Origin of the sequence: Larsenimonas salina, from assembly GCF_023736155.1 — a bacterium.
Taxonomy (GTDB): Bacteria; Pseudomonadota; Gammaproteobacteria; order Pseudomonadales; family Halomonadaceae; genus Larsenimonas; species Larsenimonas salina.
This window is the reverse complement of record NZ_JAMLJJ010000002.1, coordinates 61,196-84,538: the sequence shown is the minus strand read 5'-3', so window position 1 is coordinate 84,538 and position 23,343 is coordinate 61,196. Positions and strand designations below refer to the sequence as shown.

Here is a 23,343-nt window from a genome sequence, read left to right as displayed (position 1 = left end):
CTGCGCCGCCGACGTAAGCCACCCCGGCGCACCCGCTCGGCCACCCAGCGGCGCGTGCCCGGGCGGTCAGCGCTGGCACCAGGTGCAAAAGACCGTCGCGCGCTGACCGATCACTTCACCGGTAAGCTCATGGCCGCAGACGCGGCACGGCTCGCCGCGGCGGCCATAGACGTTCAAGCGCTGGGCAAAGTAGCCGGGTTCACCCTGGCCGCTTACGAAATCGCGAAGTGTGGTGCCGCCCTGCTCGATCGCGGCGGCAAGCACCTTCTTGATCGCCGCGACAAGACTCAGGCACTCGGCGATGTCGAGAGTGCCTGCCTCGCGGCGCGGATCGATGTGCGCCATGAAGAGCGCCTCGTTGGCGTAGATGTTGCCCACGCCCACAACGATTGCGTTATCCATGATGACGTTCTTGATCGCCGCGCGGCGAGCTCGGGTGCGCTCGAACAGATGATCGCCGTCAAACGCCTCCGACAGGGGCTCCGGCCCGAGCGAGGCAAGGCGTGTATCGGTTGCCCAGTCATCGACCAGATCGATCAGCCCGAACCGGCGCGGGTCGTGGTAGCGAAGCACCCAGTTCGAGGACATCACCCAGTCGATGTGATCGTGCTTTTTCGGCGGCGTGCCAAGTTCGACCAGCCGGAGGCTGCCCGACATGCCCAGATGCCACAGCACCTTGGCCGGTCCAGCCTCGATGCACAGGTACTTGGCGCGGCGGCCAACCCGCTCGACGGTCTGCCCGACGAGCGCCTCGTAAAGCCCGGATGGCACCGGAATGCGCAGGGTCGGAAAGCGCACGCGCACCTCGGTGATCTCGAAGCCCTCGACGTAGGGCTTGATGCCTCGACGGGTGGTTTCCACTTCGGGTAATTCGGGCATGAAAAAGTCGCCATTGAACCGGACGTGAACCAACGCGCCGACGTGGGCGTGACGGTACGCCACATCCACGCCGACACACCTGTATCAACAAAAAACGCCGGCAAGGCCGGCGTTGGTGGAGTCTAGCACGGCGCGGGCGTGAACTCAGCGCGCTCCCTGAGAGACGTAACGGGTCTCGAGGTAGCTCTCGATCGCCTCGCTGCCGCCTTCGGTGCCATAGCCGGATTCCTTGATGCCACCAAACGGCGTCTCCTGAAGGCCGATGCCATTGTGATTGATGGTCAGCATGCCGCTTTCGATGTCCCGCGTGAGGTTCGATACCGTGCGGTGATCACGGGCGTAGGCGTAGGCCGCAAGTCCAAACGGCAACCGGTTGGCCTCGGCGACCGCCTCATCATAGGTCTCGAATCGATTAAATAGCGCCACCGGCCCGAAGGGCTCTTCGCTCCAGGCGCGGGCGTCCGTCGGCACGTCCTTCAAGACGGTCGGCTGGAAGAAATAGCCGGCACCGTCGCCGCGGGCGCCCCCGGCAAGCACGGTCGCGCCGCGCTCGACGGCGTCTTCGACAAACGCCTCCACATTGTCGCGGGCGCGCGCATGCACCATCGGGCCGATGGTCACGCCATCGCTCATGCCGTTGCCCTGGGTCAGCCCGCGCACCTCGGAAACGAACTTGTCGAGAAACGCCTCATAGACCGAGGCCTGCACCAGAAACCGGGTCGGGGCAATGCAGACCTGACCTGCGTTGCGAAATTTCGCCTGCGCCATTTCCTTTGCGGCAGCGTCAAGGTCGGCATCGTCAAAGATCAATACCGGCGCATGGCCACCCAGCTCCATGGTGGCTCGCTTCATGTGCTGACCGGCGAGCGAGGCCAGGTGCTTGCCGACCGGCGTCGAGCCGGTAAAGGAAATCTTCGCAACGTTTGGGTGCGGCACCAGATACTCGGAGACCTCGGCCGGCACGCCATAGACCAGATTGATCACACCGGCAGGGACGCCTGCATCACTGAAGGCGCGTACAAGCTCAGCCGGCGAGGCCGGGGTTTCCTCCGGGCCCTTGACGATAATGGTACAGCCGGTGGCAAGCGCTGCAGACAGCTTTCGCACCACCTGATTGACCGGAAAATTCCACGGCGTGAACGCGGCCACCACGCCAACCGGATGCTTGATCGCAAGCTGCTGCACGTCATCAGCGCGGGCCGGGATGACCTGGCCGTAGCCGCGCTGCGCTTCGCCGGCGAACCAGTCGATGGTCTCCGCCGCACCTAAAAGCTCTGCGCGCGACTGGGCAAGCGGCTTGCCCTGCTCCTGCGTCATCAGCTCGGCGATGCGCTCGACACGCTCACGAAGAAGCTCGGCGGCGCGACGCATGATCTTGGCGCGCTCGAGCGGCGAGCGCGTCTTCCAGGTCTTGAAGACGTTTGATGCAGCTGTGACGGCCTGCTCGAGATCAGCCTCACAGGCTTTGGCCACGTGGCCGATAACCGTTTCGGTCGCGGGGTTTTCAATGTCGAGGGTGGCGCCCGTCGCCGACGGACGCCATTGGCCGTCAATGAAAAGCTGGGTATCGCAATACATGAAGCACTCCTGTCTGTTCATGGCCCGGCCCACCGCAACACGCAGGGAGGCCGAACCACGCGATGTTTCTTATTTTAAACACCACGACACCATTTAATAAACACCCAAGCTCTATTCAATAAACACCCAAGCTCTATTCAGTAACCACCGGGAGCCTATTTGATAAACATCCGTTTCGGACAAGCCAGAACCGATCAAATAAAACAAAATCGCATATGAATTTATTCTCTTATGACGGTATTACATGTTTGTCGTACCATGTTCCCTAGACCGATTTGCAATTGGAGAGTGCTCAAATGACATTCAAACGACTGGCATCCACCCTTGCCCTGACCGTACTGACGCTGGGTGCCCTCCCGGCCCACGCCGACATCAAGGTCGGCATGTCCGGCAACTATTTCCCGTTCACGTTCTCGAAACACGGTGAACTTCAAGGCTTCGAGATCGACGTGATGAACGCCGTCGGCAAGCGCATCGGTGAAGACGTGACCTTCGTGACAGCAAGCTTCTCGGGCCTTGCCGGCATGCTGGATTCAGGCCGGGTCGATACCATCGCCAACCAGATCACCATCACCGACGCGCGCAAGGCCAAGTACGCCTTCACCCAGCCCTATGTCTATGACGGCGCTCAGGTCGTGGTCAAAAAAGGCAACGACTCGATCCATGGGCCGGAAGATCTTTCGGGCAAGACCGTTGCCGTGAACCTTGGCACCAACTACGAACAGCTTCTCGAACAGCTGCCCAACGCCGACAAGATCACGATCAAGACCTACGACAGCAACGTCGAACAGGACGTGGCGCTTGGCCGGTCGGACGCGTTCGTGATGGACCGGGTCAGCGCCACTCAGGTCATCAAGCAAACCCCGATGCCACTGCAACTGGCAGGCCAGCCGTTTTCCAAGATCGAAAACGCCCTGCCGTTTCGTGACACCAAGGACGGCCTTGCGCTCAGAGACCGCGTCGATGAGGCGCTGACCGAGCTCAGGCAGGATGGCACGCTGAAGACCATTTCAGAAAAATGGTTCGACGCCGACATCACCTCTCCCTAAGCAGTAAATACGAGGCCGATCGTGCAGATTCTTGATTTTGGCTACATGGCCGAGCTGTTTCCCTACCTGCTCGGCAAGCTTCCCATCACGCTCGGCATGGCCAGCGCCGGCATGCTGTGTGCGCTGGTGCTGGCCTCGGGGCTGGCCATTGTCCGCGTCGTTCAACCACCGCTTATAAACGGCGCGGCAAAACTGTTCATTTCCTTCTTTCGCGGAACGCCCCTTCTGGTGCAGCTGTTTCTGTTCTATTACGGCCTGCCCCAGCTGATCGAATCGCTGGTCAAGATCGACGGCGTGACCGCCACCATTTTAGGGCTGACGCTGCATTTCAGTGCCTATATGGCGGAGTCGATCCGTGCGGCCATCGTCGGGATTGACCGCAGCCAGACCGAGGCGGCGCTATCGATCGGCATGACCCAGTCGCAGCTGATGCGCCGGATCGTGCTGCCTCAGGCCACCCGCATCGCGGTGCCGACGCTCATGAACTACTTCATCGACATGATCAAGTCGACCTCGCTTGCCTTTACCCTTGGGGTGACCGAACTGATGGGCGCCACTCAGAAGGAAGCCTCCAGCAGCTTTCTCTACTTCGAGGCGTTTCTGACGGTGGCGGTGATCTATTGGGTAGTGGTCGAGCTGTTGTCGCGGATTCAGAAACTGATGGAACGCAAACTCAACAAGGCCTATCAACGATGATCACCGTGCGCGGACTCACCAAGTTTTTCGGCGATACGCCGGTGCTCAATGGCATCGACCTCGACATCGAGCAAGGCGAGATCATCGTGGTCATCGGGCCAAGCGGTACGGGGAAATCCACCCTTTTACGCTGCATCAACATGCTGGAATCCCCGGATCAGGGCCATATCACGCTGGGCGGGCATCACGTCGATTTTGACCGCGTCTCGAACGATGACCGACTGACGCTCAGACGCAAGACGGCGTTCGTGTTTCAGAACTACGCCCTGTTTGCCAACAAGAACGCGCTCGAGAACGTGGCCGAACGGCTGATCGTGGTGGATGGCTGGCCGAAGGCGAAGGCGCACGCCCGCGCCGGCGAGCTGCTCGACCGTGTGGGGCTTAACGACAAGCACACGGCCTACCCGGCGGCGCTGTCCGGCGGACAGCAGCAGCGCGTCGGCATTGCCCGGGCCATGGCGGCGAACTCGGATCTGATTCTCTTCGATGAGCCCACCTCCGCGCTTGACCCTGAGTGGGTCGACGAAGTGCTCTCCGTCATGAAACAGCTCGCTCAGGAGCGTCAGACCATGCTGGTGGTCACCCACGAAATGCAGTTCGCCCGCGATGTGGCCGACCGGGTGATTTTCATGTCCGGTGGCAACATCGTCGAGCAGGGGCCGCCGGAAGCGCTGTTCAGTGCTCCGAAGGACCCGCGGACGAGAAACTTCCTGAGAAAGGTGTTGGGCCCACAGGCGGCGTCTTCAGAGTAAGGGCCGCCGCATCGGCGGCCCTCGTTTCAAGGATCAGGATCGGCCCGGAATCAGGCGAGAATGGCGTCGATGTCGTCGTCGTGGCGCATCAGTTCGACGATTTCTTCATAAAGCGTCAATAGATCCAGCGACAGCGGCTTTCGAACGTCGGCCGGGAACTGGCTCAACGCCTCTTCCTCGGTCTTGCCGTTGACGATGCAGCGGTAGAGGTAGGACGCCAGATGCACCGACGCGGCGTAGGGCGAGAACGGCTCGGCGCTCAAGGGCGCGTTCTGATACTCGAGCGCCGTGCGGATGGTTTCCGGGAAGCGCCAGCGCCGGGCAAGCTCCGCGCCGACCTGGGTGTAGTCATACCCGAACTGGTTCTGCTCCAGCTCACTTCGAATCGCGCCCTGCTCGACCAGCTTGTCGATGCGAAGCATCTTTTCAGGCTCGCCGATGTGCATGAGCGTCAGACCGATGTTGTGCAAAATGCCGCAGGTAAACGCGGTTTCAGGCAGCGTGCCTTTAAGCTTGCTGTTGCGAAGGATGGTCTTGGCGATGTTGGCCACCATGAACGATTCCCGCCAGAACTCTCGCCGGTCAAGCCCAGGCAGTTCCTTGAACGCACAGGTGACGCCTGAGGCGATGACCAGCGTCTTCACGCAATCGAAGCCAAGCAGCATCACCGCGTCATCGATCGAGGCCACGTTGCGCCCGGCGCCATAGCGGGCGGAGTTTGCCATGCGCAGCACCTTGAGCGATAGGTTCGGATCCTTCTTGATGCTCGAGGAGACTTCATCGACGCTGATGTTGCGGTTATTGAAGTTTTCCAGAAGCTCCATGACCACTTCGGGCACATTGGGCAGTTGATGAATTTTTTCGAACAATTGATCCATATCGTTTTCCCCGGGGATACGCTCGAACTCGTCGTTGACGTTGTGAACTAAGACCGATGTTATGGGAGGGTCAACGGCACCCCGGATCAATTCTTGATAGGCTAGTTCCGAAACACCCTGACGAGAGCGTTATGACCACGTCCTGCCCCTGCCAGTCCGGCCTGCCCTACAACCGTTGCTGCCAGATCTTTCATGACCGCGTGCGCCCGGCACCGACCTGCGAGGCGCTAATGCGCTCGCGCTACAGCGCCTTCGCCCTCGGCGGACTCGGCGCGTACCTGCTCGAGACCTGGGCGCCCCAGAGCCTTGAGCGCAAGACACTCGACGCCGACACCCTGTCGCGCCCCGAGGTGGCCTGGACGGGCCTTGAGGTGCTGTCTCATACCGAAAAGCGCCGACGGGGCGAGGTCGAATTCAAGGCTCATTTTCTGGCTGAAGGCGTCGAGCAGGTGATGCACGAACGCTCACGGTTCGTGCGCGAGGATGGGCTCTGGTACTACCTCGACGGCGTTCAAAACCCAACGCCTGAGCCGGTCTCGCGCAATGCGCCCTGCCCGTGCGGCAGCGGCAAGAAGAACAAGCGCTGCTGCGGCGCCTGAATCGGCGACGACCGCATTACCAGTAGCGCTGACCGTCGACGATCAGATAGCCATTGATGTGGCGCCTGCCGGGATCGCGGTGGGTCCAGTGCACCACACCGCCCCTGGCGTTCCAGGCGTATTCGCCGTAGAACTCGACCCGGTCGCCGCGTTCAAGCCCCTCGACTCGGGGCGCCAGGTCGATGTTGTGCGCGATCAAAACGGTCTGATCGTGGTCGAGCTCGAGGATGAAGCGCTGATGGCGACGACCGCGGGTGTCATCTTTCAGCACCCGTGTCACCGTACCTGCACCCGCGACCTGAACGCCCTCGCGCTTTGCCAGAAACGCCTGCCAGAGGGCGTCATTGTCCGCCTGTGAAGGCGCAGCAACCAACAGCGCCACCAACACCGAAAGCATCGATAGCACCCCGACGCCCCACCGGTACTCCCGCCACGTACGCGTTCTCGATGTCACTCGCTCACTCCTCGCCTTGGCACTCACGCCGATTTTGATAAGCCCTGGGATAAGCCTCATAGAATAGACGCCGAGGCACAAAAAAGGCGGCCCAGGGCCGCCGTGCTGTCCAGGTTCTGGCCCGTCCCGCGTTCGTTGCGCCGCTGCGGGCCGGCTCAGACGTTGAAAAACCCTTCAAGCCAGCGCCGAAGCCCGGCCTGCCACTTAGATTCATCCGCCGGCAGCGGATCTCCGATGTAAACCGTGGCCGAGAGCCCTGCGGCCAGCGTCACCCCCTCCGGCACGTGGTCGATGGCAATGCGCACCGGAATACGCTGGGCCAGACGCACCCAGTCAAACGTCGGGTCAACGCTTTGAAGGCCCTCGGCGTGGCTGGTCAGGCTGTTGTCGGCAATGCCGCGGGCGATGCTTTGCACGTGCCCCGTGATCGGCGTCTCCCAGCTCATCAGCTTGATGCGCGCGTGCATGCCGGGCTGGATGCGTGCGAGTTTGGTTTCCTCGAAGTAGCCCAGTACATAGAAGCTGTGGGCATCGACCACTGTCAGCGTCTCGGTGCCAGAGCTTACGTATTGCCCCGGGCGCAGCAGGAGGTTGGTGACGTAGCCGTCCACCGGCGCGCGAACGATTGCACGGTCAAGATCAAGTTCGGCCTTTCGAACCTCGACGTTGGCCTGATTGACCGAGGCCTGGGCCGCCCGGTAGCTGAATTCGGCGTCGTCACGTTCTTCGGCGGAGACAAACTGCTTCAGCCGCCTGCGGCGCTGATAGCGCTGTCGCATGTTGTCCAGATCCACCTTGAGCTGATCGAGGTTGGCCTTGGCCTGATCGAGCGCCAGCTGATAGCGCGCCTTGTCGATGGTATAGAGCACCTGACCCTTCTCGACGTACTCGTTGTCGTGTACCGACAGGCCGTCGACCAGCCCCGAGACGTCGGCGCCTACACGCACCACGTCCGCCCGCACGCGCCCGTCACGTGTCCAGGGGTCGTGCATGTAGTGCTGCCAGATCTGCACCACGGCGATCGTTGCAAGCACCAGCAGGGCGCAGGTCAACAACAGCCTCAACGGTTTTCGATTGATACGCGGCATCCGTTACTCCCTACTGATTAAAAAGGCGCCGGGGCCTGACCGGGCCATATCGCCATGACGACCCAGAACCACAAGGCAAAAAAGGCAATGTCCACAAGGTTTGGGTGCCAGAACCACCGATAGATCCCGAGCCGGGACCACAGGCGCCGGGTCAGATAGTGCACCACCAGCGCCACGATCACCGGCACCACGATCGGCGGCAGCAAGAACCCGAGCATCGACCAGTCAGTGAGCATGCGCGAGGCCTCCTTGGGTGTCGTCGGGGGCACGCGTGCCCAGTTCGCTCAATAAATGGCTGAGCATTTCGAGCTCGGCGGCGACCTCGATGCCCGAGACACGCTCATGATAGAAATGCCGCGCCCAGTCGATGGCCTCGGTGGCGCCCTTGCGCGCACGGGCCACATCGATGCCCTGGAGATCCTCGGCGTCGTTGAGCTCCTCGGTCAGACGCTTGAGCCAGGCGTCGAATGCCTCGAGGCGCGCGTCGCGCTCATCCAGCGCCCGGCGATGACGGCGAAGCCGCCAGACCCCGAGCCCCAACCCGTGCAAAAGCGTTGCAAACCGCAGGCGGTGCTCGCTGTCCCCAAGCGCGAGCATGCGCCCGAGCCGGTCGTGCAGCCGGATTTCAAGCCGCCCCAGATTGGGCAGCGCGTCGCGTGGATTGCCCAACCGGGCAATTTCTTCCCAGAACCCGTTGAAGAGATCCTCGAGCCGCGCGGCGGCCGGGCGCTGACGAAACAGCAGGAACACCACCACAGCCGCGGCGGTGCCAACGATGGAAGCCATCGACGAGTTCATCAGCGTTTCCGGCGCAATCACAAGCTCACGCTTCAGGTTAAGCGTCATCGACAGATTAATGATCGCCGGCAGCGAGGCCGCAAGCGCCGGATACGGCAGCATCAGCGCCGTCAGCCCCACCGGCACGGCCAGGCTGATCGCCATCAGCCAGAACCCGTTCAAGGCCGGAAACAGGATAAAGGAATAGAACATCGCCACCGGCACCGAGAGCGCCGTACCGATCAGAAACTGGAAGACGATCTTGTGCGGGTTGGGCGCCTTGGCAAACAGCACGCAAAAGACCGCCATCATCATCATGGCGAAATACCCTGAGTGCCAGCCGCTGTGCACCCAGAAAAGCCCCAGCGCCACGAACCCTGCAAAGACGCGAAACGCGTTGAAGCGGGCAACGCCATGCTCGAGATGAAGGTAGGTGCCGCGCACCCGGCGCGGCAGCTCCCGCGGGGCCTTGCCGGTATGAAGCGTCGCCAGCAGCTTCTGCCCGTGGCGCAGCCGGTTCAAAATATCCTCAAGCCGGGACAGCGCAAGCGTCAGACACGCCTGCGTCGGCGGGGCAAGCCCTGAAAGCTCAGGCGGCTCGATTCGCTCGAGCGCTGCCTCATCGAGCCGGCCGTTTTCATCCAGACTCTGCCAGGCCTCGAGCCGGGCAACCAGTCGCTCGGCCAGTTGATCCGCGGGCGCATCCCCGCCGGGCTGACGCCTAAGCCGCTCGAGCGCGCCTTCAAGATCACGAATCGAGGACAAAAGCGTCAGGCTCTCGCTTGAAAACCGCGCCAGCGGCTGACGATAGACTCGGTAGCGCCAGTGCTCGAAACGCGCCATGCCCTGGGTCTGATCCATCTGGCGCTGACGCTCGAGCAGTGCCCGATAGCGCTCGAGGCTGTCATTTCCAACCCGGCCATCGAGCACGTCCCGGGTTTGAAGCGCGGCGTCTTTCAAAAACGCCGTAATGGCACCGGGCAGGCGGTCACTGCCGAACTTCGGCAGAAACACGATATTGACCAAAAGCCCCACCACGATGCCGAGCCCGGTTTCCTCGGTTCGGCCAATGGCGTAATTGATCACCTGCGTCGGGTCGTGGCCGATCGCCGACAGCGACACCATGGTGGCGGTGTAGCCGCAGAGCATCATGGTGTAGCTCAACGGCTCATCCTGCAAAAGCATCACGCAATAGGTGCAAAACGCGAGCCAGGCCCCGGCCGCCACAACGAACAGCATCGGCTGCTGACCGAACTGCGCAATCAGCACCACCCCCGCGAGCGCACCGACCACGGTGCCGATAAGCCGAGCGATACCCCGACGCACCATGACACCCACCGGCGGCGTGGCGCCCGTGAACATCATCGGCTGCACGGTCACCAGGAGCACCCCGAGAATCGCCCAGGCCGGCTGCACCAGATCGCACCGAATGGCAATGTAGAGACTGATGACCACGGCAATGGCGGTCTTCAAGGCCATGATCAGCCGGTCAGCCCAAAGCGCGTTCATGGGGACTCCAAAAGTGTTCGTTGAATAAACGAAAAAAGCGCCGACAGCAGACGGCGCGAACACGAGCGTTAATTAGTAAGGGTGCTTAGTATTTCACAGAAGCCCGCTCCCGACAAGCGCCCGACCCGAAAACGCCGGCATGATGCCGGCGTTGTTCAAGGGAGTTACGCGCACTCAGGCAAGCTCTTCGATCATCGCCTGAAGCAGGCGATAGAACTCCTCGACCGCCTCGAGCTCCACCCGCTCGGTGGGCGAATGCGCCCCGAGAATGGTCGGGCCGAAGGAAATCATGTCGAGCCCCGGGTATTTCGCCCCGATGATGCCGCACTCAAGGCCTGCATGAATGACCTTGACCTCGGCAGGTGCACCGACTTCACGCTCATGCAGCTCGATGAACCGCGCCAACAGCGGCGACTGCGCGTTCGGCGCCCAACCGGGGTAGCCCTCGCCGGCAATCGCCTCAACGTCGATCAGCGAAAAGAGCGCTCTGAACCGCTCGTTGAGCGCCTCAGCGCTGTCAAGATTCAACGCCCGCACCATCGCGCCCAGGTGCAGATGACCGTGCTCGAGGCGCAGCACACCAATGTTGTTGGAGCTTTCCGCCACGCCCGGCACCGCCACGCTCATGCGATCGATCCCGTAGGGCATGGCCGCGAGCACCGCCAGCAGCCGCCGGCTGTCGTCTTGCGACAGCGCCTGACGGGCAGGCGTCGCGGCCTGAGTGACCTCGATGCGAAGGCCGTCGTCGATGCCCTGATACAGCCCGCGCTCACGCTGCTCGAACGCCCGAAGGGTTTCGCCCACCAGCGTCTCGGCTTCGGCCGGCACCACGATGGTTGCGCTGGCGTCTCGGGTAATGGCGTTGCGCATGGTGCCACCGCTCCAGCTCACCAGCTGCACGCCGGTATCGCGCAGCGCCCACAGCGCGCTGGCCAGCAGCACGTTGGCGTTAGCACGCCCCTTGTCGATGTCCATGCCCGAGTGGCCGCCGACCAGCCCGCTGACGCTGACCTCGAGCACCTGCTGGTTTGACTCGACCTCGACCTGTTTGAAGTCGTGATCGACCTTGACGTCGTTGCCACCGGCGCAGCCGATGTAGACCTCACCGCGGAACTCGGAGTCGAGGTTCAAGAGATACTCACCGCGCAGCCAGTTCGGCGCCAGATGGCGCGCACCGACAAGAGACGCCTCTTCCTCGATGGTAAAGAGCGCCTCAAGCGGTCCGTGGGTGAGCGCGTCGTCTTCAAGAATCGCAAGCGCCGCGGCCGCACCGACGCCGTTGTCGGCGCCTAGGGTCGTGCCGCGCGCGTGGAGCCAGCCGCCCTCAACAAAGGTCTCGATCGGGTCGCGCTCGAAGTCGTGATCGATGTCACTGTCGGCCTGACTCACCATATCGACGTGGGACTGAAGCACCACGCCGGGCGCGTCCTCATGGCCGGGAGTAGCGGCCTTTCGTATCAACAGGTTGCCGGTCTCATCGAACTCGTACTCAAGCCCGCGCGCGTCGGCCCAGTCCGTGATCTTCTTGAGGATGGCCTGCTCCCGGCCGGACGGGCGCGGGGTGTTGCACAGCGTGCGAAAGTGGCGCCACAGCGGCTCGGGCGCCAGCGTATCCAGATGGTCATTCATGATTGAAGCTCCTTGATCGTTTCCAAAGCATAGCCCTCAGCCCCGCCTGGAAGAAACCCAGCGTCGAAGCCAGCCGATGCGCGCCTCGCGACCCTCGGGCACCTGCGCGGAATCGGTTACGCACTCAAGCCCCTGAAACGACAGCGCCAGCGCCGCTGGCATCCCCTCATCAGCCAAACGCTCATCGGCTAAACGCTCAAACGCGGTCTGCCACAGCCACCGCCTGAGGCTCGCTCGGCTGAGTGCCCAGGGCGCGTTGGCATGCGCAAACCGGTCGATAAGCGCATCGTCATCCGGTGCAAGCGCCGGGGGCGTCAAATGCGCGGTGACCCACGCCATCTGCGCCGCGGGCAACGTCTGAAGTTCAACGCTAAGCCACTCGGACCAGAGCGATGCCAGCCGCGCGTGCGCCTGACGCGTCAACGCCTGGCCGTCGTCCGTCAGCGGGCGCAGCATCATCAGCGCATGTTCGCCGCTGGCGGTTTCCCGGCCAAGCCCCACACGCACCACCGAAAAGGCCTGCGCGGCCCAGAACGCAGGCAGGTGGTCATCGAGTCCGAAGCTCACCGCCAGCGCATCGATGCCGTCTCGACGACCCTCGGCCGCCAGCGCCTCGATCAACCGGGCCCCGATCCCGAGGCGCCGTCGCGCCTCATGAACCGCGACGCGCATGACACGCCGATGCCGGCACTGCGCCGCGGCCTCGAGCCCAAGGTGCAGGGCAAGCGACTGCGCCATCAGGTGCCCCCTGGGCCGACGATGGCCGTCAGCCACGGCGCGGGAAAGCGCCTCGGAAAAGCCACCCTCATCAACGCTCAACGCAACGCCGACGACCACCTCACCATCAAACGCCGCCCACACCGCCACCCCCTCGCCGTCAAGCAGCTGCACCAGATCCCTGGGGGAGGTGCGGTAATGCGCCTGCACCAAAAGGCCGAACACGGCCTCGAGCAACGCGTCGTCCGAGGCCAGACGCGCTCGGTCAAGCCGTTCAATCCAAGGGGATGGGGTCGCGGGCGTCACATGGGGGTCAAGCGGCGTGGGCCGCGCGGACAGACACAACAAACGGTCGGTGGCGTCTTCGAGCGGGTCGCCGTCCGCCCAGCGGATGGGCGTGGTGAGCTCAAGCGCGCGCCAGTCCGGGGTGCGGGCATCGAGCCGGGCCCGAAAGCGCAGCTCGAACCCGCGCCCGGCGCCTTCGTAGCCGTGCACGGTGGACGCGAAGGCGATGCGGGGAAATCGCTCGAGGGCGGTAGAGAGGTACTGAACCGGCAGCGCCGCAGCCTCATCGATCAAAAGCGTCGTGCCAGAGCCGCCGACCTCACCGAGCTGATCCGGCGGCACGAAGCGCACGCTCTGATCTTGATAGCGAAATACGCCGCCCTCGAGCGTGCCGCCCGGAAGCTGCGCCTCGAGCCGGGCAAAGAGCGGCGCAACCGCGGCCTTTCGGGGGGCGCTGACGTAGAGCGTTGTCTGCCCTCGGCGCAGCAGCTCGGCGGCGGCAAGCCCCAGCGCCGCACTCTTGCCCCGGCCGCGATCGGCGGTAATCACCAGCGGCCGGCGACGCTTCAAGGCCAGAAGCGCCTCGACCGCGCGCACCTGATCAGACGTCACGGCGCCGTAACTCGGGTCATTGAGGGGCGTCTCACCGGCAGGCCCGGTCGGCACCGCGTCAGTGGGAAGCGCCGGCAACTCGGCAAGAAGTCGCCGAATACGGCCGTCGACGCGCGAGGCCTGCGCGGATTGCTCCGACAGCAACAGCAGCATGACGCCGCCCGGGCGCACCGTGCCGGAAAGCGCGCCAAGCGCATCGGGGTCCATGCCCTCGAACGCCTCCAGCACCACCATGTCGGTCTCGCGCCCAAGCCACTGGCGCGCCGCTTTCACCGTCACCGGGTGCACATGGGCGGCCGTCTCCGGCGGCGCGCCGACCCACAGCACCTCCCCCGCGTCTGGAAGGCATTGCCACGCCCGCGCCCGAAGGACGTCAGGGTCACCCGACCACCAAAGCAGCGCCCGGTGGCGTCGCGCGCGGAGTTTGTCCTGTAGGGTCCGAACGTCGGCCCGCGTCATGGCCTCTGCCTGCGCCATACCCTCTCCTCTTGAATGCACGGTCTGATCGACACGTTCGGCGCGATTGCACGATGGCGCGTCTACGCCAAACGTTGATCTTTTAAGGTTTGACTAAGCGCGCTATATTCGCCCTGCACATGATTCTCATTTGCTAACGCCCCATAGGCGTATTCGCACCCGATAGGGTCTTTCGTATAACGCCGTTCACGCAGGAATACCGACCATGATTTCTCGCCGTACGCTTTGGGCCCTGCCCGCCCTGACCCTGATTTCAACCTCCGCGCTCGCGCTCGAGTACCCCATCGGCAAACCCAAGCACGAGCACGGCATGGAAATCGCGGCGGTGTATCTGCAGCCGGTCACGATGGAGCCGGCCGGGAAACTGCCCGCCAAGGACGCCGACATTCACCTCGAGGCCGACATTCACGCGCTGGAGGATAACACCAACGGCTTCGAGCCCGGCAGCTGGATCCCGGCACTCAGCGTGCACTACCGGCTGACCAAAAACGGCAGCGACACGCCGATCGAAGGCGACTTCATGCCGATGGTGGCAAGCGACGGGCCGCACTACGGCGCCAACGTCAAGCTCGATGGCCCCGGCAAGTATCACCTCACCTTCACCATCAAACACCCCGAGATGCAGCGCCACGTCGACAAGGAAACCGGCGTCAGTGCGTGGTACGAGCCGCTTTCGGTCGACTACGACTTCACCTACGCAGGCGTCGGCAAGAAAGGCGGCTACTGAGTTTCAGGCAGGCAGGGCGGTGTCCCGACGCCCTGCTTACATCGCATGACGTCAAGACATCCACCGGATACCGCTGATGAACCCTCTACTGCTAGCCGTGCTTCTTCTGGGCCTTGGTGTGGGCACCGCCCACGCAGCCAAGCTCCCCGCTTATACGCTGACCCTCAATAACGGCACGCTCGAGCCCGAAACGCTGCACGTCAAGGCCGGTGAGCGTTTCAAGATTGAACTGCACAACACCGGCAACACGCCGGTTGAGTTCGAGAGCACCTCGATGCGCAAGGAAAAGGTGATGGGCCCGGGCGTCAGCTCGTTCGTGGTCGTGCATCCCTTGAAGCCCGGTCACTACGACTTTTTCGATGAATTTCATCTGCCGGACGCCCGCGGCACGCTCATCGCAAAATAACTCGCCAGCCGAAGCGCCCAGCCCTCGTTTTAAAACGACCCAATCGTCGTTACCAACCGACCCAGGCGGCACCAAGACCGCCCCATAGGCACTCGACCGTGCAGGAGTCTTACCCATGTGGCAGCAAGTGTTGTTCGTGGTCTGGCGTGAAAGCGTCGAAGCGATCTTGATCATCGGCATCGTCTACGCCTGGCTCACACAAAGTGGCGCCCGCACCGGGCTTTTGTATCTGTGGCTCGGTGTGGCCGCAGGCCTCGGCCTTGCAGGTCTTTTCGGTGTTGCCCTGATGAGCGCCGACAGCTTCCTCGCAGGGGAAGCCCAGGATGTGTTTCAGGCCGTGATGGTGCTTCTGGCGTGCGCTCTGATCACGCAGATGGTGCTTTGGATGCGACGTCATGCGCGCACGCTCAAGCGGGAACTTCACGCGGGGCTCGAGAAAAGCGTCGACCGCGCACGCTACTGGGGCATTGCGGTGCTGGTCGCCATTGCAGTGGCGCGTGAGGGCAGCGAAACCGTGGTGTTTCTCTACGGCATGGGCATGGCCCAGCTTCAGATGGGCGGCTTTGCGGGCTTTCTCACCGCCGCGGCCGCAGGCTTTGCGCTGGCGCTTTTGACGTTCTACGCGATGCAGCTCGGCTCCAGGCTCTTTTCCTGGACGTGGTTTTTCCGCGTGACCGAAGTGATGCTGCTTCTGCTGGCCTCGTCGCTTCTGGTCAGCGGGGTCGAGAAACTGATCGGCCTTGGCTGGCTGCCGGCGGGCATCGACCCGCTCTGGGACACCAGCGCCTGGCTCGATGACAGCACGGGCCTTGGCGGGCTGCTGGCGACGTTTGCCGGCTACCGGGCCTTTCCGGCCGAGACCATGGTCATCGCCTATGGGCTTTACGGGCTCACCGTCATTGCGCTGCTTCGCTGGCAGTCGCGCCGGGTGCAGGCGCCGGTCGAGCCGGCCGGGAGCCCACGCTGATGGGCGGCTGTGCCCAGAGCGCGCCCCGCGCGCCACGCCTTGAGGCGTTCGGCCACTGGATGCGGCGCAACCGAGCCCCGATTCAGGCCGTGCAGTGGGTCGTGGTCGGTGTGTACGCGTTTTTATTGATCGTGCCGGCGCTGCTGCCGCTGCCGAGCTATCAGGACCACATTCTCACCAATCTGACGGTGTTCGCGGCGTTCGTGTTCTGGGGCCTCTGGTGGCCGTTCGTACTCATCAGCATGGTGCTGCTCGGGCGCGTCTGGTGCGGCGTATTCTGCCCCGAAGGCACCCTGACCGAGGCCGCCAGCCGCGTAGGCCTTGGCCGCGCGATTCCGAAATGGCTCCGCTGGGAGGGCTGGCCCTTCATCGGCTTTCTTGGCACCACGCTCTACGGTCAGATGGCAAGCGTCTATCAGTACCCGACCGGGGCGCTCGCCGTGCTCGGCGGCTCGACCGTCGCGGCGGTGGCAGTCGGGCTGATCTACGGCCGGGGCACGAGGGTGTGGTGTCGCCACCTCTGCCCGGTCAACGGCGTGTTCATGCTGCTTTCAAAGCTCGCGCCGGTGCACTTTCGCGCCGACAAGACCCAGTGGGCCGCGTTCAACCGCGAGCACTCGGGCGAGGCGATTCGTCATGAAGCCGTGCACTGTCCGCCGCTGGTGCCGCTCAAGCAGCTCCAGAGTGCAAGCCCGTGCCACATGTGCGGCAAGTGCAGTGGCCACAAGGGCGCCATTACGCTGACCGCCCGCTCATCGGCCGATGAAGTCGTGTTCGAAAGCGCCACCCGCGCCACTCGAGCCGACTTCATCCTGCTGGCGTTCGGGCTGTTTGGCGTGGCGATCGGCGCGTTTCACTGGTCGGCAAGCCCCTGGTTCGTGGTCGTCAAACAGGCGGTCGCCGTGTGGCTGGTCGAGCACGACATTCTATGGCCGCTGACCACCCACGCGCCCTGGTGGCTTCTGACCAACTACCCCGCGCAAAACGATGTGTTCAACCTGCTCGATGGCGCGCTCCTGATCGGCTACATCCTGACGACCGCCCTGGTCATGGGCCTGCTCATCAGCACAGCACTTGCGCTGACCAATCGCCTGATCGGGCGCTGGTCGTGGCAGCGGCTGTGGCATCTTTCACACGCGCTGATCCCGCTCGGTGGGCTTGGGGTGTTTCTGGGGCTTACCGCCACCACTGTCACCCTGCTTCGAGGCGATGGCCTGACGCTTTTCTGGCTCAATGACGCCCGCGCGGCACTGCTCGCGGCCGGCACGCTCTGGAGCCTTTATCTGGGGGCGCGCATCATCGCCCGCCACACCGTCTCCACCGGCCGGCGAGGCTTTGCACTTGCAGGTCTCATGCTGTCAATGGTGCCGGTGCTCGCCGCCTGGTGGCTGATGTTCTGGGGGTGGTAATAAGAGTGGCCGCGGATGCGCTCGACAACCGGCGCGTTCGGCCGATACTGAGAAAACGCCCCACCGGAGGTTTTCCATGCGTAGTTTAAACACGCCGCTCTTGATCGCGTTGATGGCCACCTCACTCACGGCCACCGCCGAGACCGTGATCATCCAGCGCGATCACAGCGTCAGCAATCAGGGTATCGAGCGTGCGCCCGAGCACCGCCGCGACCACCGTTACAATGAACGACACGACAACCAACGCGTCGACCGACTCGACGCCAATGTCCTGATCGCGCCCGAGACCGAGCACAGCCGTTCCAATTACGTGCCCGACAACTACCGGCTCGAGGATTACGACGGTAAGCCCGACCGGGCCACCGTCTGCTCAGGCCAAAGCGGGCGCACGCTCTCGACCACCAACCGAACCTGCCCTGAGGGCCAGGAAAGCGCGCCCAAGAGCGCCACCACCTACTCCACATCGCCGTAATATCGAGCGCCCCATGCATTTGGGGCGTCTCTACCTCTTCGACGCCGGCTGTCGAAATACGCAGTCGCGGCCGGCCCTGAGCACGCCCCTCTGCGATTGGTTACACACTGCCTGTACGGCAGAGAGCGGTAGTTTGCGCGCGAGGCCAAAGGGCAGCTCAGAAAGGAAACGGAGGCAAATCCGCCGAATATCGCACCCTATTACATTAATAACGATTGATTAAATGCAGACCGGCCCCTGCCGCTTCTGGCTCACGCCGAAGCGCTTGCCTCGAACAGGTTGCCCCATCATGCTGTTAGTGCACTTGATTCATTCACGCGAGGTCGCATGCCCGCCATGCCGGACACACCCGATTTCCCAGATATCGCCGAATGGCTGGTCAGCGAGATCTTTGCAGGCCGGTTTCAGCCGGGCGCGTTCATTCCGCGTGAGCTTGATCTGTGTAGCCGCTATGGCCTTGGGCGCACCGTGGTGCGAAAGCATCTGACGTTGCTTGCCGACAACGGCATCATCGCCCGCATTTCAGGCCACGGCTCGCGGGTTCAGCCCTGGCACGAATGGAACATCCTCGACCCGACGGTCACACAGTGGATCGCCCGCTACGCAGGCCCCAACCAGGAGCTTCTGCGCGAGATCCTGACCTTTCGCCTGTCGGTGGAGCCATTTGTTGCGATGACGGCGGCCCGCGAGGCCAACGCGCACGATCTGGTCGCGATCGAGGATGCGTGGCAGGCACTGTCCGACCACTTCAAACGCACCGAAGGCGAGACCGATCATCACCTGCACAGCGAACACGATGTGGCCTTCCACGTCGCGATCTACAAGGCGACCCACAACGTGGTGTGGTCACGGCTGTCTCATGTGCTCCGCCCCTCGATCACACTGCTGGTGCAGGAATCGAACCTCAGCACTCGAAGCCCCGCAGAGAGCCTAGAGCAGCATCGGTGCCTGATGGAGGCCATTCGCGTCCGCGATCCGGCCTTGGCGTTTCAAGCCGCACAGACCGTACTCAGCGCCACCGCCACCGCCCTTGGCTTCGAGATGAGCGAGGCGGCCGCTACACCGCTTACGCCCGGATTCACGGCAGGCTAAGCCGCCGCGTTTCGACCCCGGGGCGCGCTTTATCCCACGCGCCCTCTCCCCCTCTCCCACGCCCCACTCTCCTACGCCCCCTCTCCTACGCCCCCTCGCGCGCGCCCTCTCCCGCACGTGCCTAACGCCGTTACGCCTGTTCGGCCCGGCGCGGCCATGTCCGTTCGAACAGCGCGGCTGCCCTATTGGTCTTTGGTGTAAGCCACCAAGGTATATGTTGAACATTTAAATCTTATGTTCAACATATGCGCTCGGACTGAGCCTTGCCCTTGAGGAGATGGTCATGACAACCACGACGTCATCAGAGCCCGCGCAGCGTCAGAGTCTGCCTGTGATGTACGTAATCGGCGCCATCGCAGCGCTTGCCGGCCTGCTGTTCGGTATGGATATCGGCGTTATTTCAGGCGCGCTGCCGTTTATCGAGCATGAGTTCAACGCAAGCGACCACACCCAGGAGATCATCGTCAGCTCGATGATGTTCGGCGCTGCCTTCGGCGCCGCCAGCGGCGGGTATCTGTCTCGAAAAGCGGGGCGCAAGATCACTCTTGCGGTCAGCGGGGTGGTATTTGTGGCAGGCGCCCTGCTGTCGGCGCAGGCGTGGTCGACCGATGCCCTGATCGGCGCGCGCATTCTGCTTGGCGTCGCGGTCGGTATTTCCTCCTACATCGCGCCGATGTATCTGTCGGAAATCGCGCCGGAGCGCATTCGAGGCACGCTGATCGCGTTCTATCAGTTGATGATCATGGGCGGCATTCTGCTGGCCTACCTGACCAACGCGGCGTTCAGCTACTCGGGGGGCTGGCGCTGGATGCTCGGCGTGATCGCGATTCCGGCGTCCCTGTTGGTCATTGGCATGATCTTTCTGCCCAAAAGCCCCCGCTGGCTTGCAAGTGCCAACCGCCCGGAGGAAGCGCGGCGCGTATTGATGCGTCTTCGCGGCCACAATAAAGAAGAGGTCGACGAGGAGATGGCCCGCATCGAGGAAAGCCTCAAGGTCGATCACGCCGGCTGGCGCCTGTTCCGACGCAATTCGAACGTGCGACGCTCGGTCGGGCTTGGCATGCTCTTGCAGTTTATGCAGCAGTTCACCGGTGCCAATGTCATTCTTTATTACGCCCCGCGCATTCTGGAACTGGCCGGCTACGGCAGCGCCACCGAGCAGCTCTGGGGCACGGTCATGATCGGACTTGTGATGACGCTTGCCACCTTCATCGCCATCGGCTTTGTCGACCGCGCCGGACGCAAGCCGCTTCTCTACATCGGTTTTACCGTGATGGGAATTTGCATGATCCTGCTGGGGGCGCTGTATGAGTACGGGCTTGAAAGCGCGTTTGCCAAGTACGCAGCCCTTGGTCTGCTCGGTGCGTTCGTTGTCAGCTACGCGATGTCGGCAGCGCCGATGGTGTGGGTGCTGTGCTCGGAAATTCAGCCGCTGAAGGCGCGCGATTTCGGGGTGGCCTGCTCAACGGTCACCAACTGGGTGGCCAACATGATCATCGGCGCGACGTTCTTGACGCTGCTCAATACCCTCGGCAACGCCCATACCTTCTGGCTCTACGCCGGTCTGAACCTGTTTTTCATCGTACTGACGCTGTTTCTGGTGCCGGAGACCAAGGGCATTTCGCTCGAGAAGATCGAGCAGCGGCTGATGCGTGGCGAAAAACTCAAGCACATCGGCACCTGAGGAGGCCGTCATGCCAAGCTCTTATCCAGACTCAAGCCCTTGTCTAAGCACATGCCTGACCCTGACGCTCTCACTGGGCGAAGCCGCGCTCTGGGACGACCGCGCGGCCACGCTGTACTTCGTTGATATCAACGGCGGCGAGCTACACGCCTTTGACCCCGCCACCGGCGCGCACCGAGTCCGCGTCTTTGACGAGCCGCTGGCGTGCGTGGCGCTCACCGAAGATGGCTTTGTCGGGGCATTTCGCTCAGGTCTTTGGCGGCTCGACGCGCACGGCGCGAAGGAGGCCCTTCTGGCTGCGGGGCCACAGGCGCCCGATATAAGCTGGTGCAACGACGGGCGCTGCGACGCGGCCGGCCGCTTCTGGATCGGCACCAAGCACGCCGGGGAGGCCGAGGCCAGAGCGGGGCTTTTCTGTTTCGACGGTGGCCGACTGACGCCCCACCTTGACGGCATTACCGTCGCCAACGGGCTGGCATTGAGCCCCGACGGCAGGACGCTTTATCACACCGACAGCCCGTCACGACGCATCGAGCGGTTCGCGCTCGACCCGGCAACGGGCCAACTGGGGCCCCGGGAAACGTTTGTCGATCTCAAGGCGCTGGGCCTTGCCGGAGTGGCCGACGGCGCCGCCGTCGATGAGGCCGGCGATTACTGGGTCGCGCTCTACGGCGGCAGCGCCATTGCCCGGTTCAGCGAGAACGGCGTACTGCGCGAAACCCACTCCCTGCCGGTGCCTCAGCCCACCCGGGTCGCCTTTGGCGGGGCGGATCGAAAAACGCTCTTTGTCACCTCGGCCCGCCAGGGCTTGAGCGAGGCGGCACTTGCGCAGGCGCCGCTCTCCGGGTCGCTTTTTTCGATGCGCGTCGACACACCCGGGCTTATCGAGCACCGCCTCACGCGTTAGGTCTGTGGCCTTCCCCGAAAGCGCTTTTCTCACGCGTCGGATCGGCTACCCTTGACGTCGACCGCCGCGCCCTTGTGGCTTGCCACTCGGGCCGGTTTCGCCGCCTCAGGAGCCACCGCATGACCCGACTGCTTGAGCACCACAACCGCGCCCGACGCGTGCTGGATATTCTCGATGCCGACACGGCCTGGTTGAGTGAGTCTGATCGACGCGCCCGCTTTTTGAAGATGAGCGCCTCGCCGTATGCGTTCTTTCGAGGGGCCAACGCCCTTTATTGGGCTGACGTGTGGCACGACTGGCGCTTTGCGCTGTTCGGGGGCACCGAATACACCCAGAGCTGGCTGCAGGGCGACGCCCACGTCTACAACTTTGGCGCCTACGGCCATCATGACGACGCCGTACGCTACGGCCTCGATGACTTCGACGACGCCCTCATCGGCGATTACCAGTACGATCTTTGGCGGCTGACCATCAGCGTCGTGCTCGATGCGCGCGAAAATGCAGGCCTTGGCCCGGACGCGACCACGAAAGCGCTCACCCACCTGATTGCGGCGTATCAGAATGAACTTGCCCGCTTCAAGCAGGGCGGCGTGCCCGAGGCCGTAAGCCTTGAGAACGCACCGAAGCGGCTGCTGCCGTTTCTTGAAAAGACCACGCGCAAGAATAGCCGTGCGGCCCTGCTGGCCAAATGGACCGCACAGGAAAACGGCCAGCGCCGTCTTGCCGACCGCCCCGGCAAGCTCAAGCGACTGCCGGCGCACCTTGCAAGCCAGCTTACCCATGCCATTACCCACACCTACCCGGCCACGAGGACCCAGCCACGAGACGGCGATGAAGCGTTCAAGGTGCTCGACACCGCCCGACGCATCGGCGCGGGCACCGGGTCGCTCGGCATCGACCGCTTCTACGTACTGCTCGGCAACGGCAATGTCGACGATGACGTCATCCTGGACGTCAAGGCGCAGACGCCCCCCACCGCCTATCAGCGCATGAGCGATGAAAACCGGGCGCTCTGGCACGAGACCTTCGCGCACGAGGGCGAGCGTCACGCCGCCGCCTTTCGCGCGCTTGCCGAACACCCCGATTGCTGGCTTGGCTGGCTCGACATGGACGGCCAGGTGTTCTCGGTGCGCGAGCGCTCCCCGTTCAAGAAGGATTACCCCACCCACAAGGTCAAAAAGGCCAAGACCTATCGAAAACTCGCCGCCGCGTGGGGGCGCATTCTGGCGCACAGCCATATTCGCGGGGCTCACGCGCTCTGGCCAGACTCCCCCGGCCGCTTTGCGACAAGCGTATGCAGCCAAATCGACGCCCGCCCGGAGCGCTTCAGGCAGGTCGTCATCACCCAGGCCTTTGCCTACGCCGATTGCACCGTGCGCGACCACCGGGCCTTTCTTGAACACCGCATTGCCGCGCTCTTGACAACCGAATGAGACGCGCCGCAGTAAGCCGCACGCGGCCCCCGCGGCTCTTGTACCAAAAGGCGACACGTAACGGCCTTCGAACAGCGTATGCTGTGGCCGTTCGGTACGAACGCCTCTCAGGCGTTCCCGGGAATTCGGTGCAACGCCGAAGCTGCCCCCGCAACTGTAAGCGACGAGCGCCCTCGATGTGCCACTGACCAATGCGGTTGGGAAGACCGAAGGTCGCCATGACGCGCAAGCCAGGAGACCGACCGGACACTGTCTATCAACCGCTGC

22 protein-coding genes and 1 riboswitch are annotated in these 23,343 nt (G+C 63.3%); of the genes, 13 read left to right on the top strand and 9 right to left on the bottom strand.

All coding sequences use genetic code 11. The features are described 5' to 3' along the window. Nucleotides 1-66: 66 nt before the first annotated feature. Complete coding sequence (gene mutM, locus NAT23_RS05675; RefSeq protein ID WP_251926298.1) at nucleotides 67-879, bottom strand: bifunctional DNA-formamidopyrimidine glycosylase/DNA-(apurinic or apyrimidinic site) lyase; 813 nt, start codon at nucleotides 877-879, stop codon at nucleotides 67-69. A 144-nt stretch (nucleotides 880-1,023) separates the two neighbouring features. After that, on the bottom strand, nucleotides 1,024-2,457 hold the full coding sequence (locus tag NAT23_RS05670; protein WP_251926297.1) for an NAD-dependent succinate-semialdehyde dehydrogenase: 1,434 nt from the start codon (nucleotides 2,455-2,457) through the stop codon (nucleotides 1,024-1,026). A 296-nt stretch (nucleotides 2,458-2,753) separates the two neighbouring features. Between NAT23_RS05670 and NAT23_RS05665 the strand changes: the two genes are divergently transcribed. Genes NAT23_RS05665 through NAT23_RS05655 form a run of 3 tightly spaced genes read left to right on the top strand, consistent with a single transcriptional unit; the run spans nucleotide 2,754 to nucleotide 4,954 of the window. Beyond that, nucleotides 2,754-3,506 carry an amino acid ABC transporter substrate-binding protein gene (locus NAT23_RS05665; protein ID WP_251926295.1) on the top strand — a complete coding sequence of 251 codons (753 nt, stop codon included), beginning with the start codon at nucleotides 2,754-2,756 and terminating at the stop codon, nucleotides 3,504-3,506. 45 nt (nucleotides 3,507-3,551) lie between these two features. Beyond that, complete coding sequence (locus NAT23_RS05660; protein ID WP_286009971.1) at nucleotides 3,552-4,202, top strand: amino acid ABC transporter permease; 651 nt, start codon at nucleotides 3,552-3,554, stop codon at nucleotides 4,200-4,202. Beyond that, a complete protein-coding gene (locus NAT23_RS05655; RefSeq protein WP_251926291.1) occupies nucleotides 4,199-4,954 on the top strand; it encodes an amino acid ABC transporter ATP-binding protein in 756 nt (251 codons plus the stop codon). The genes NAT23_RS05660 and NAT23_RS05655 overlap by 4 nt, the downstream gene beginning before the upstream one ends. Before the next feature lie 50 nt (nucleotides 4,955-5,004). Here NAT23_RS05655 and NAT23_RS05650 read toward each other — a convergent pair whose 3' ends face one another. Beyond that, nucleotides 5,005-5,832, bottom strand: coding sequence for an HDOD domain-containing protein (locus NAT23_RS05650; RefSeq protein WP_251926290.1), 828 nt, complete (start codon nucleotides 5,830-5,832; stop codon nucleotides 5,005-5,007). A 131-nt stretch (nucleotides 5,833-5,963) separates the two neighbouring features. On the opposite strand from NAT23_RS05650, the gene NAT23_RS05645 reads away from it, so the two are divergent. Next, nucleotides 5,964-6,431 carry a YchJ family protein gene (locus NAT23_RS05645; protein ID WP_251926288.1) on the top strand — a complete coding sequence of 156 codons (468 nt, stop codon included), beginning with the start codon at nucleotides 5,964-5,966 and terminating at the stop codon, nucleotides 6,429-6,431. Between the two features lie 16 nt (nucleotides 6,432-6,447). Here NAT23_RS05645 and NAT23_RS05640 read toward each other — a convergent pair whose 3' ends face one another. The 6 genes from NAT23_RS05640 to NAT23_RS05615 form a co-directional block, all read right to left on the bottom strand. Beyond that, nucleotides 6,448-6,885 (bottom strand): DUF3465 domain-containing protein, encoded by a 438-nt coding sequence (locus NAT23_RS05640; RefSeq protein ID WP_251926286.1) that lies wholly within the window; start codon nucleotides 6,883-6,885, stop codon nucleotides 6,448-6,450. Nucleotides 6,886-7,040: 155 nt separating this feature from the next. Further along, nucleotides 7,041-7,973 (bottom strand): efflux RND transporter periplasmic adaptor subunit, encoded by a 933-nt coding sequence (locus NAT23_RS05635; protein ID WP_251926284.1) that lies wholly within the window; start codon nucleotides 7,971-7,973, stop codon nucleotides 7,041-7,043. 17 nt (nucleotides 7,974-7,990) lie between these two features. Beyond that, the gene (locus NAT23_RS05630; protein WP_251926282.1) at nucleotides 7,991-8,209 is read right to left on the bottom strand and encodes a DUF1656 domain-containing protein; all 219 of its coding nucleotides are present in this window, start codon (nucleotides 8,207-8,209) and stop codon (nucleotides 7,991-7,993) included. Next, a complete protein-coding gene (locus tag NAT23_RS05625; RefSeq protein ID WP_251926280.1) occupies nucleotides 8,199-10,259 on the bottom strand; it encodes an FUSC family protein in 2,061 nt (686 codons plus the stop codon). The genes NAT23_RS05630 and NAT23_RS05625 overlap by 11 nt, the downstream gene beginning before the upstream one ends. A 174-nt stretch (nucleotides 10,260-10,433) precedes the next feature. Next, nucleotides 10,434-11,888 (bottom strand): aminoacyl-histidine dipeptidase, encoded by a 1,455-nt coding sequence (locus NAT23_RS05620; protein WP_251926269.1) that lies wholly within the window; start codon nucleotides 11,886-11,888, stop codon nucleotides 10,434-10,436. A gap of 36 nt (nucleotides 11,889-11,924) precedes the next feature. Next, entirely contained in the window at nucleotides 11,925-13,979 is a 2,055-nt protein-coding gene (locus NAT23_RS05615; protein WP_251926267.1) for a tRNA(Met) cytidine acetyltransferase TmcA, read from the bottom strand. Nucleotides 13,980-14,184: 205 nt separating this feature from the next. Here NAT23_RS05615 and NAT23_RS05610 point away from each other — a divergent pair, with 205 nt between their 5' ends. The 9 genes from NAT23_RS05610 (at nucleotide 14,185) to NAT23_RS05570 (ending at nucleotide 23,076) form a co-directional block, all read left to right on the top strand. Continuing rightward, a complete protein-coding gene (locus tag NAT23_RS05610) occupies nucleotides 14,185-14,706 on the top strand; it encodes an iron transporter (protein WP_251926265.1) in 522 nt (173 codons plus the stop codon). A gap of 76 nt (nucleotides 14,707-14,782) precedes the next feature. Next, nucleotides 14,783-15,112: a cupredoxin domain-containing protein gene (locus NAT23_RS05605; protein WP_251926264.1), complete on the top strand. Its 330-nt coding sequence runs from the start codon at nucleotides 14,783-14,785 to the stop codon at nucleotides 15,110-15,112. Nucleotides 15,113-15,227: 115 nt separating this feature from the next. Beyond that, the gene (locus NAT23_RS05600; protein WP_251926263.1) at nucleotides 15,228-16,079 is read left to right on the top strand and encodes an FTR1 family iron permease; all 852 of its coding nucleotides are present in this window, start codon (nucleotides 15,228-15,230) and stop codon (nucleotides 16,077-16,079) included. Further along, nucleotides 16,079-17,488, top strand: coding sequence for a 4Fe-4S binding protein (locus tag NAT23_RS05595; protein WP_251926262.1), 1,410 nt, complete (start codon nucleotides 16,079-16,081; stop codon nucleotides 17,486-17,488). Before NAT23_RS05600 ends, NAT23_RS05595 begins: the two co-directional genes overlap by 1 nt. A gap of 76 nt (nucleotides 17,489-17,564) precedes the next feature. Next, nucleotides 17,565-17,960, top strand: a complete 396-nt coding sequence (locus tag NAT23_RS05590; protein WP_251926261.1) for a hypothetical protein — start codon at nucleotides 17,565-17,567, stop codon at nucleotides 17,958-17,960. Between the two features lie 327 nt (nucleotides 17,961-18,287). Continuing rightward, nucleotides 18,288-19,052 carry a FadR/GntR family transcriptional regulator gene (locus tag NAT23_RS05585; RefSeq protein ID WP_251926260.1) on the top strand — a complete coding sequence of 255 codons (765 nt, stop codon included), beginning with the start codon at nucleotides 18,288-18,290 and terminating at the stop codon, nucleotides 19,050-19,052. Between the two features lie 283 nt (nucleotides 19,053-19,335). Further along, nucleotides 19,336-20,736, top strand: coding sequence for a sugar porter family MFS transporter (locus tag NAT23_RS05580; RefSeq protein ID WP_286009958.1), 1,401 nt, complete (start codon nucleotides 19,336-19,338; stop codon nucleotides 20,734-20,736). A gap of 10 nt (nucleotides 20,737-20,746) precedes the next feature. Further along, on the top strand, nucleotides 20,747-21,643 hold the full coding sequence (locus NAT23_RS05575) for an SMP-30/gluconolactonase/LRE family protein (protein ID WP_251926259.1): 897 nt from the start codon (nucleotides 20,747-20,749) through the stop codon (nucleotides 21,641-21,643). A gap of 119 nt (nucleotides 21,644-21,762) precedes the next feature. Next, nucleotides 21,763-23,076, top strand: coding sequence for a DUF2252 family protein (locus NAT23_RS05570; RefSeq protein WP_251926258.1), 1,314 nt, complete (start codon nucleotides 21,763-21,765; stop codon nucleotides 23,074-23,076). 75 nt (nucleotides 23,077-23,151) lie between these two features. Continuing rightward, a riboswitch (cobalamin riboswitch) is annotated at nucleotides 23,152-23,337 on the top strand. Nucleotides 23,338-23,343: the final 6 nt, after the last annotated feature.

What these genes read in the sequence shown, in the direction of transcription:
- mutM (WP_251926298.1), bottom strand. Translation starts at nt 879, where the DNA reads ATGCCCGAATTACCCGAAGTGGAAACCACCCGTCGAGGCATCAAGCCC.
- NAT23_RS05670 (WP_251926297.1), bottom strand. Translation starts at nt 2,457, where the DNA reads ATGTATTGCGATACCCAGCTTTTCATTGACGGCCAATGGCGTCCGTCG.
- NAT23_RS05665 (WP_251926295.1), top strand. Translation starts at nt 2,754, where the DNA reads ATGACATTCAAACGACTGGCATCCACCCTTGCCCTGACCGTACTGACG.
- NAT23_RS05660 (WP_286009971.1), top strand. Translation starts at nt 3,552, where the DNA reads ATGGCCGAGCTGTTTCCCTACCTGCTCGGCAAGCTTCCCATCACGCTC.
- NAT23_RS05655 (WP_251926291.1), top strand. Translation starts at nt 4,199, where the DNA reads ATGATCACCGTGCGCGGACTCACCAAGTTTTTCGGCGATACGCCGGTG.
- NAT23_RS05650 (WP_251926290.1), bottom strand. Translation starts at nt 5,832, where the DNA reads ATGGATCAATTGTTCGAAAAAATTCATCAACTGCCCAATGTGCCCGAA.
- NAT23_RS05645 (WP_251926288.1), top strand. Translation starts at nt 5,964, where the DNA reads ATGACCACGTCCTGCCCCTGCCAGTCCGGCCTGCCCTACAACCGTTGC.
- NAT23_RS05635 (WP_251926284.1), bottom strand. Translation starts at nt 7,973, where the DNA reads ATGCCGCGTATCAATCGAAAACCGTTGAGGCTGTTGTTGACCTGCGCC.
- NAT23_RS05630 (WP_251926282.1), bottom strand. Translation starts at nt 8,209, where the DNA reads ATGCTCACTGACTGGTCGATGCTCGGGTTCTTGCTGCCGCCGATCGTG.
- NAT23_RS05625 (WP_251926280.1), bottom strand. Translation starts at nt 10,259, where the DNA reads ATGAACGCGCTTTGGGCTGACCGGCTGATCATGGCCTTGAAGACCGCC.
- NAT23_RS05620 (WP_251926269.1), bottom strand. Translation starts at nt 11,888, where the DNA reads ATGAATGACCATCTGGATACGCTGGCGCCCGAGCCGCTGTGGCGCCAC.
- NAT23_RS05615 (WP_251926267.1), bottom strand. Translation starts at nt 13,979, where the DNA reads ATGGCGCAGGCAGAGGCCATGACGCGGGCCGACGTTCGGACCCTACAG.
- NAT23_RS05610 (WP_251926265.1), top strand. Translation starts at nt 14,185, where the DNA reads ATGATTTCTCGCCGTACGCTTTGGGCCCTGCCCGCCCTGACCCTGATT.
- NAT23_RS05605 (WP_251926264.1), top strand. Translation starts at nt 14,783, where the DNA reads ATGAACCCTCTACTGCTAGCCGTGCTTCTTCTGGGCCTTGGTGTGGGC.
- NAT23_RS05600 (WP_251926263.1), top strand. Translation starts at nt 15,228, where the DNA reads ATGTGGCAGCAAGTGTTGTTCGTGGTCTGGCGTGAAAGCGTCGAAGCG.
- NAT23_RS05595 (WP_251926262.1), top strand. Translation starts at nt 16,079, where the DNA reads ATGGGCGGCTGTGCCCAGAGCGCGCCCCGCGCGCCACGCCTTGAGGCG.
- NAT23_RS05590 (WP_251926261.1), top strand. Translation starts at nt 17,565, where the DNA reads ATGCGTAGTTTAAACACGCCGCTCTTGATCGCGTTGATGGCCACCTCA.
- NAT23_RS05585 (WP_251926260.1), top strand. Translation starts at nt 18,288, where the DNA reads ATGCCCGCCATGCCGGACACACCCGATTTCCCAGATATCGCCGAATGG.
- NAT23_RS05580 (WP_286009958.1), top strand. Translation starts at nt 19,336, where the DNA reads ATGACAACCACGACGTCATCAGAGCCCGCGCAGCGTCAGAGTCTGCCT.
- NAT23_RS05575 (WP_251926259.1), top strand. Translation starts at nt 20,747, where the DNA reads ATGCCAAGCTCTTATCCAGACTCAAGCCCTTGTCTAAGCACATGCCTG.
- NAT23_RS05570 (WP_251926258.1), top strand. Translation starts at nt 21,763, where the DNA reads ATGACCCGACTGCTTGAGCACCACAACCGCGCCCGACGCGTGCTGGAT.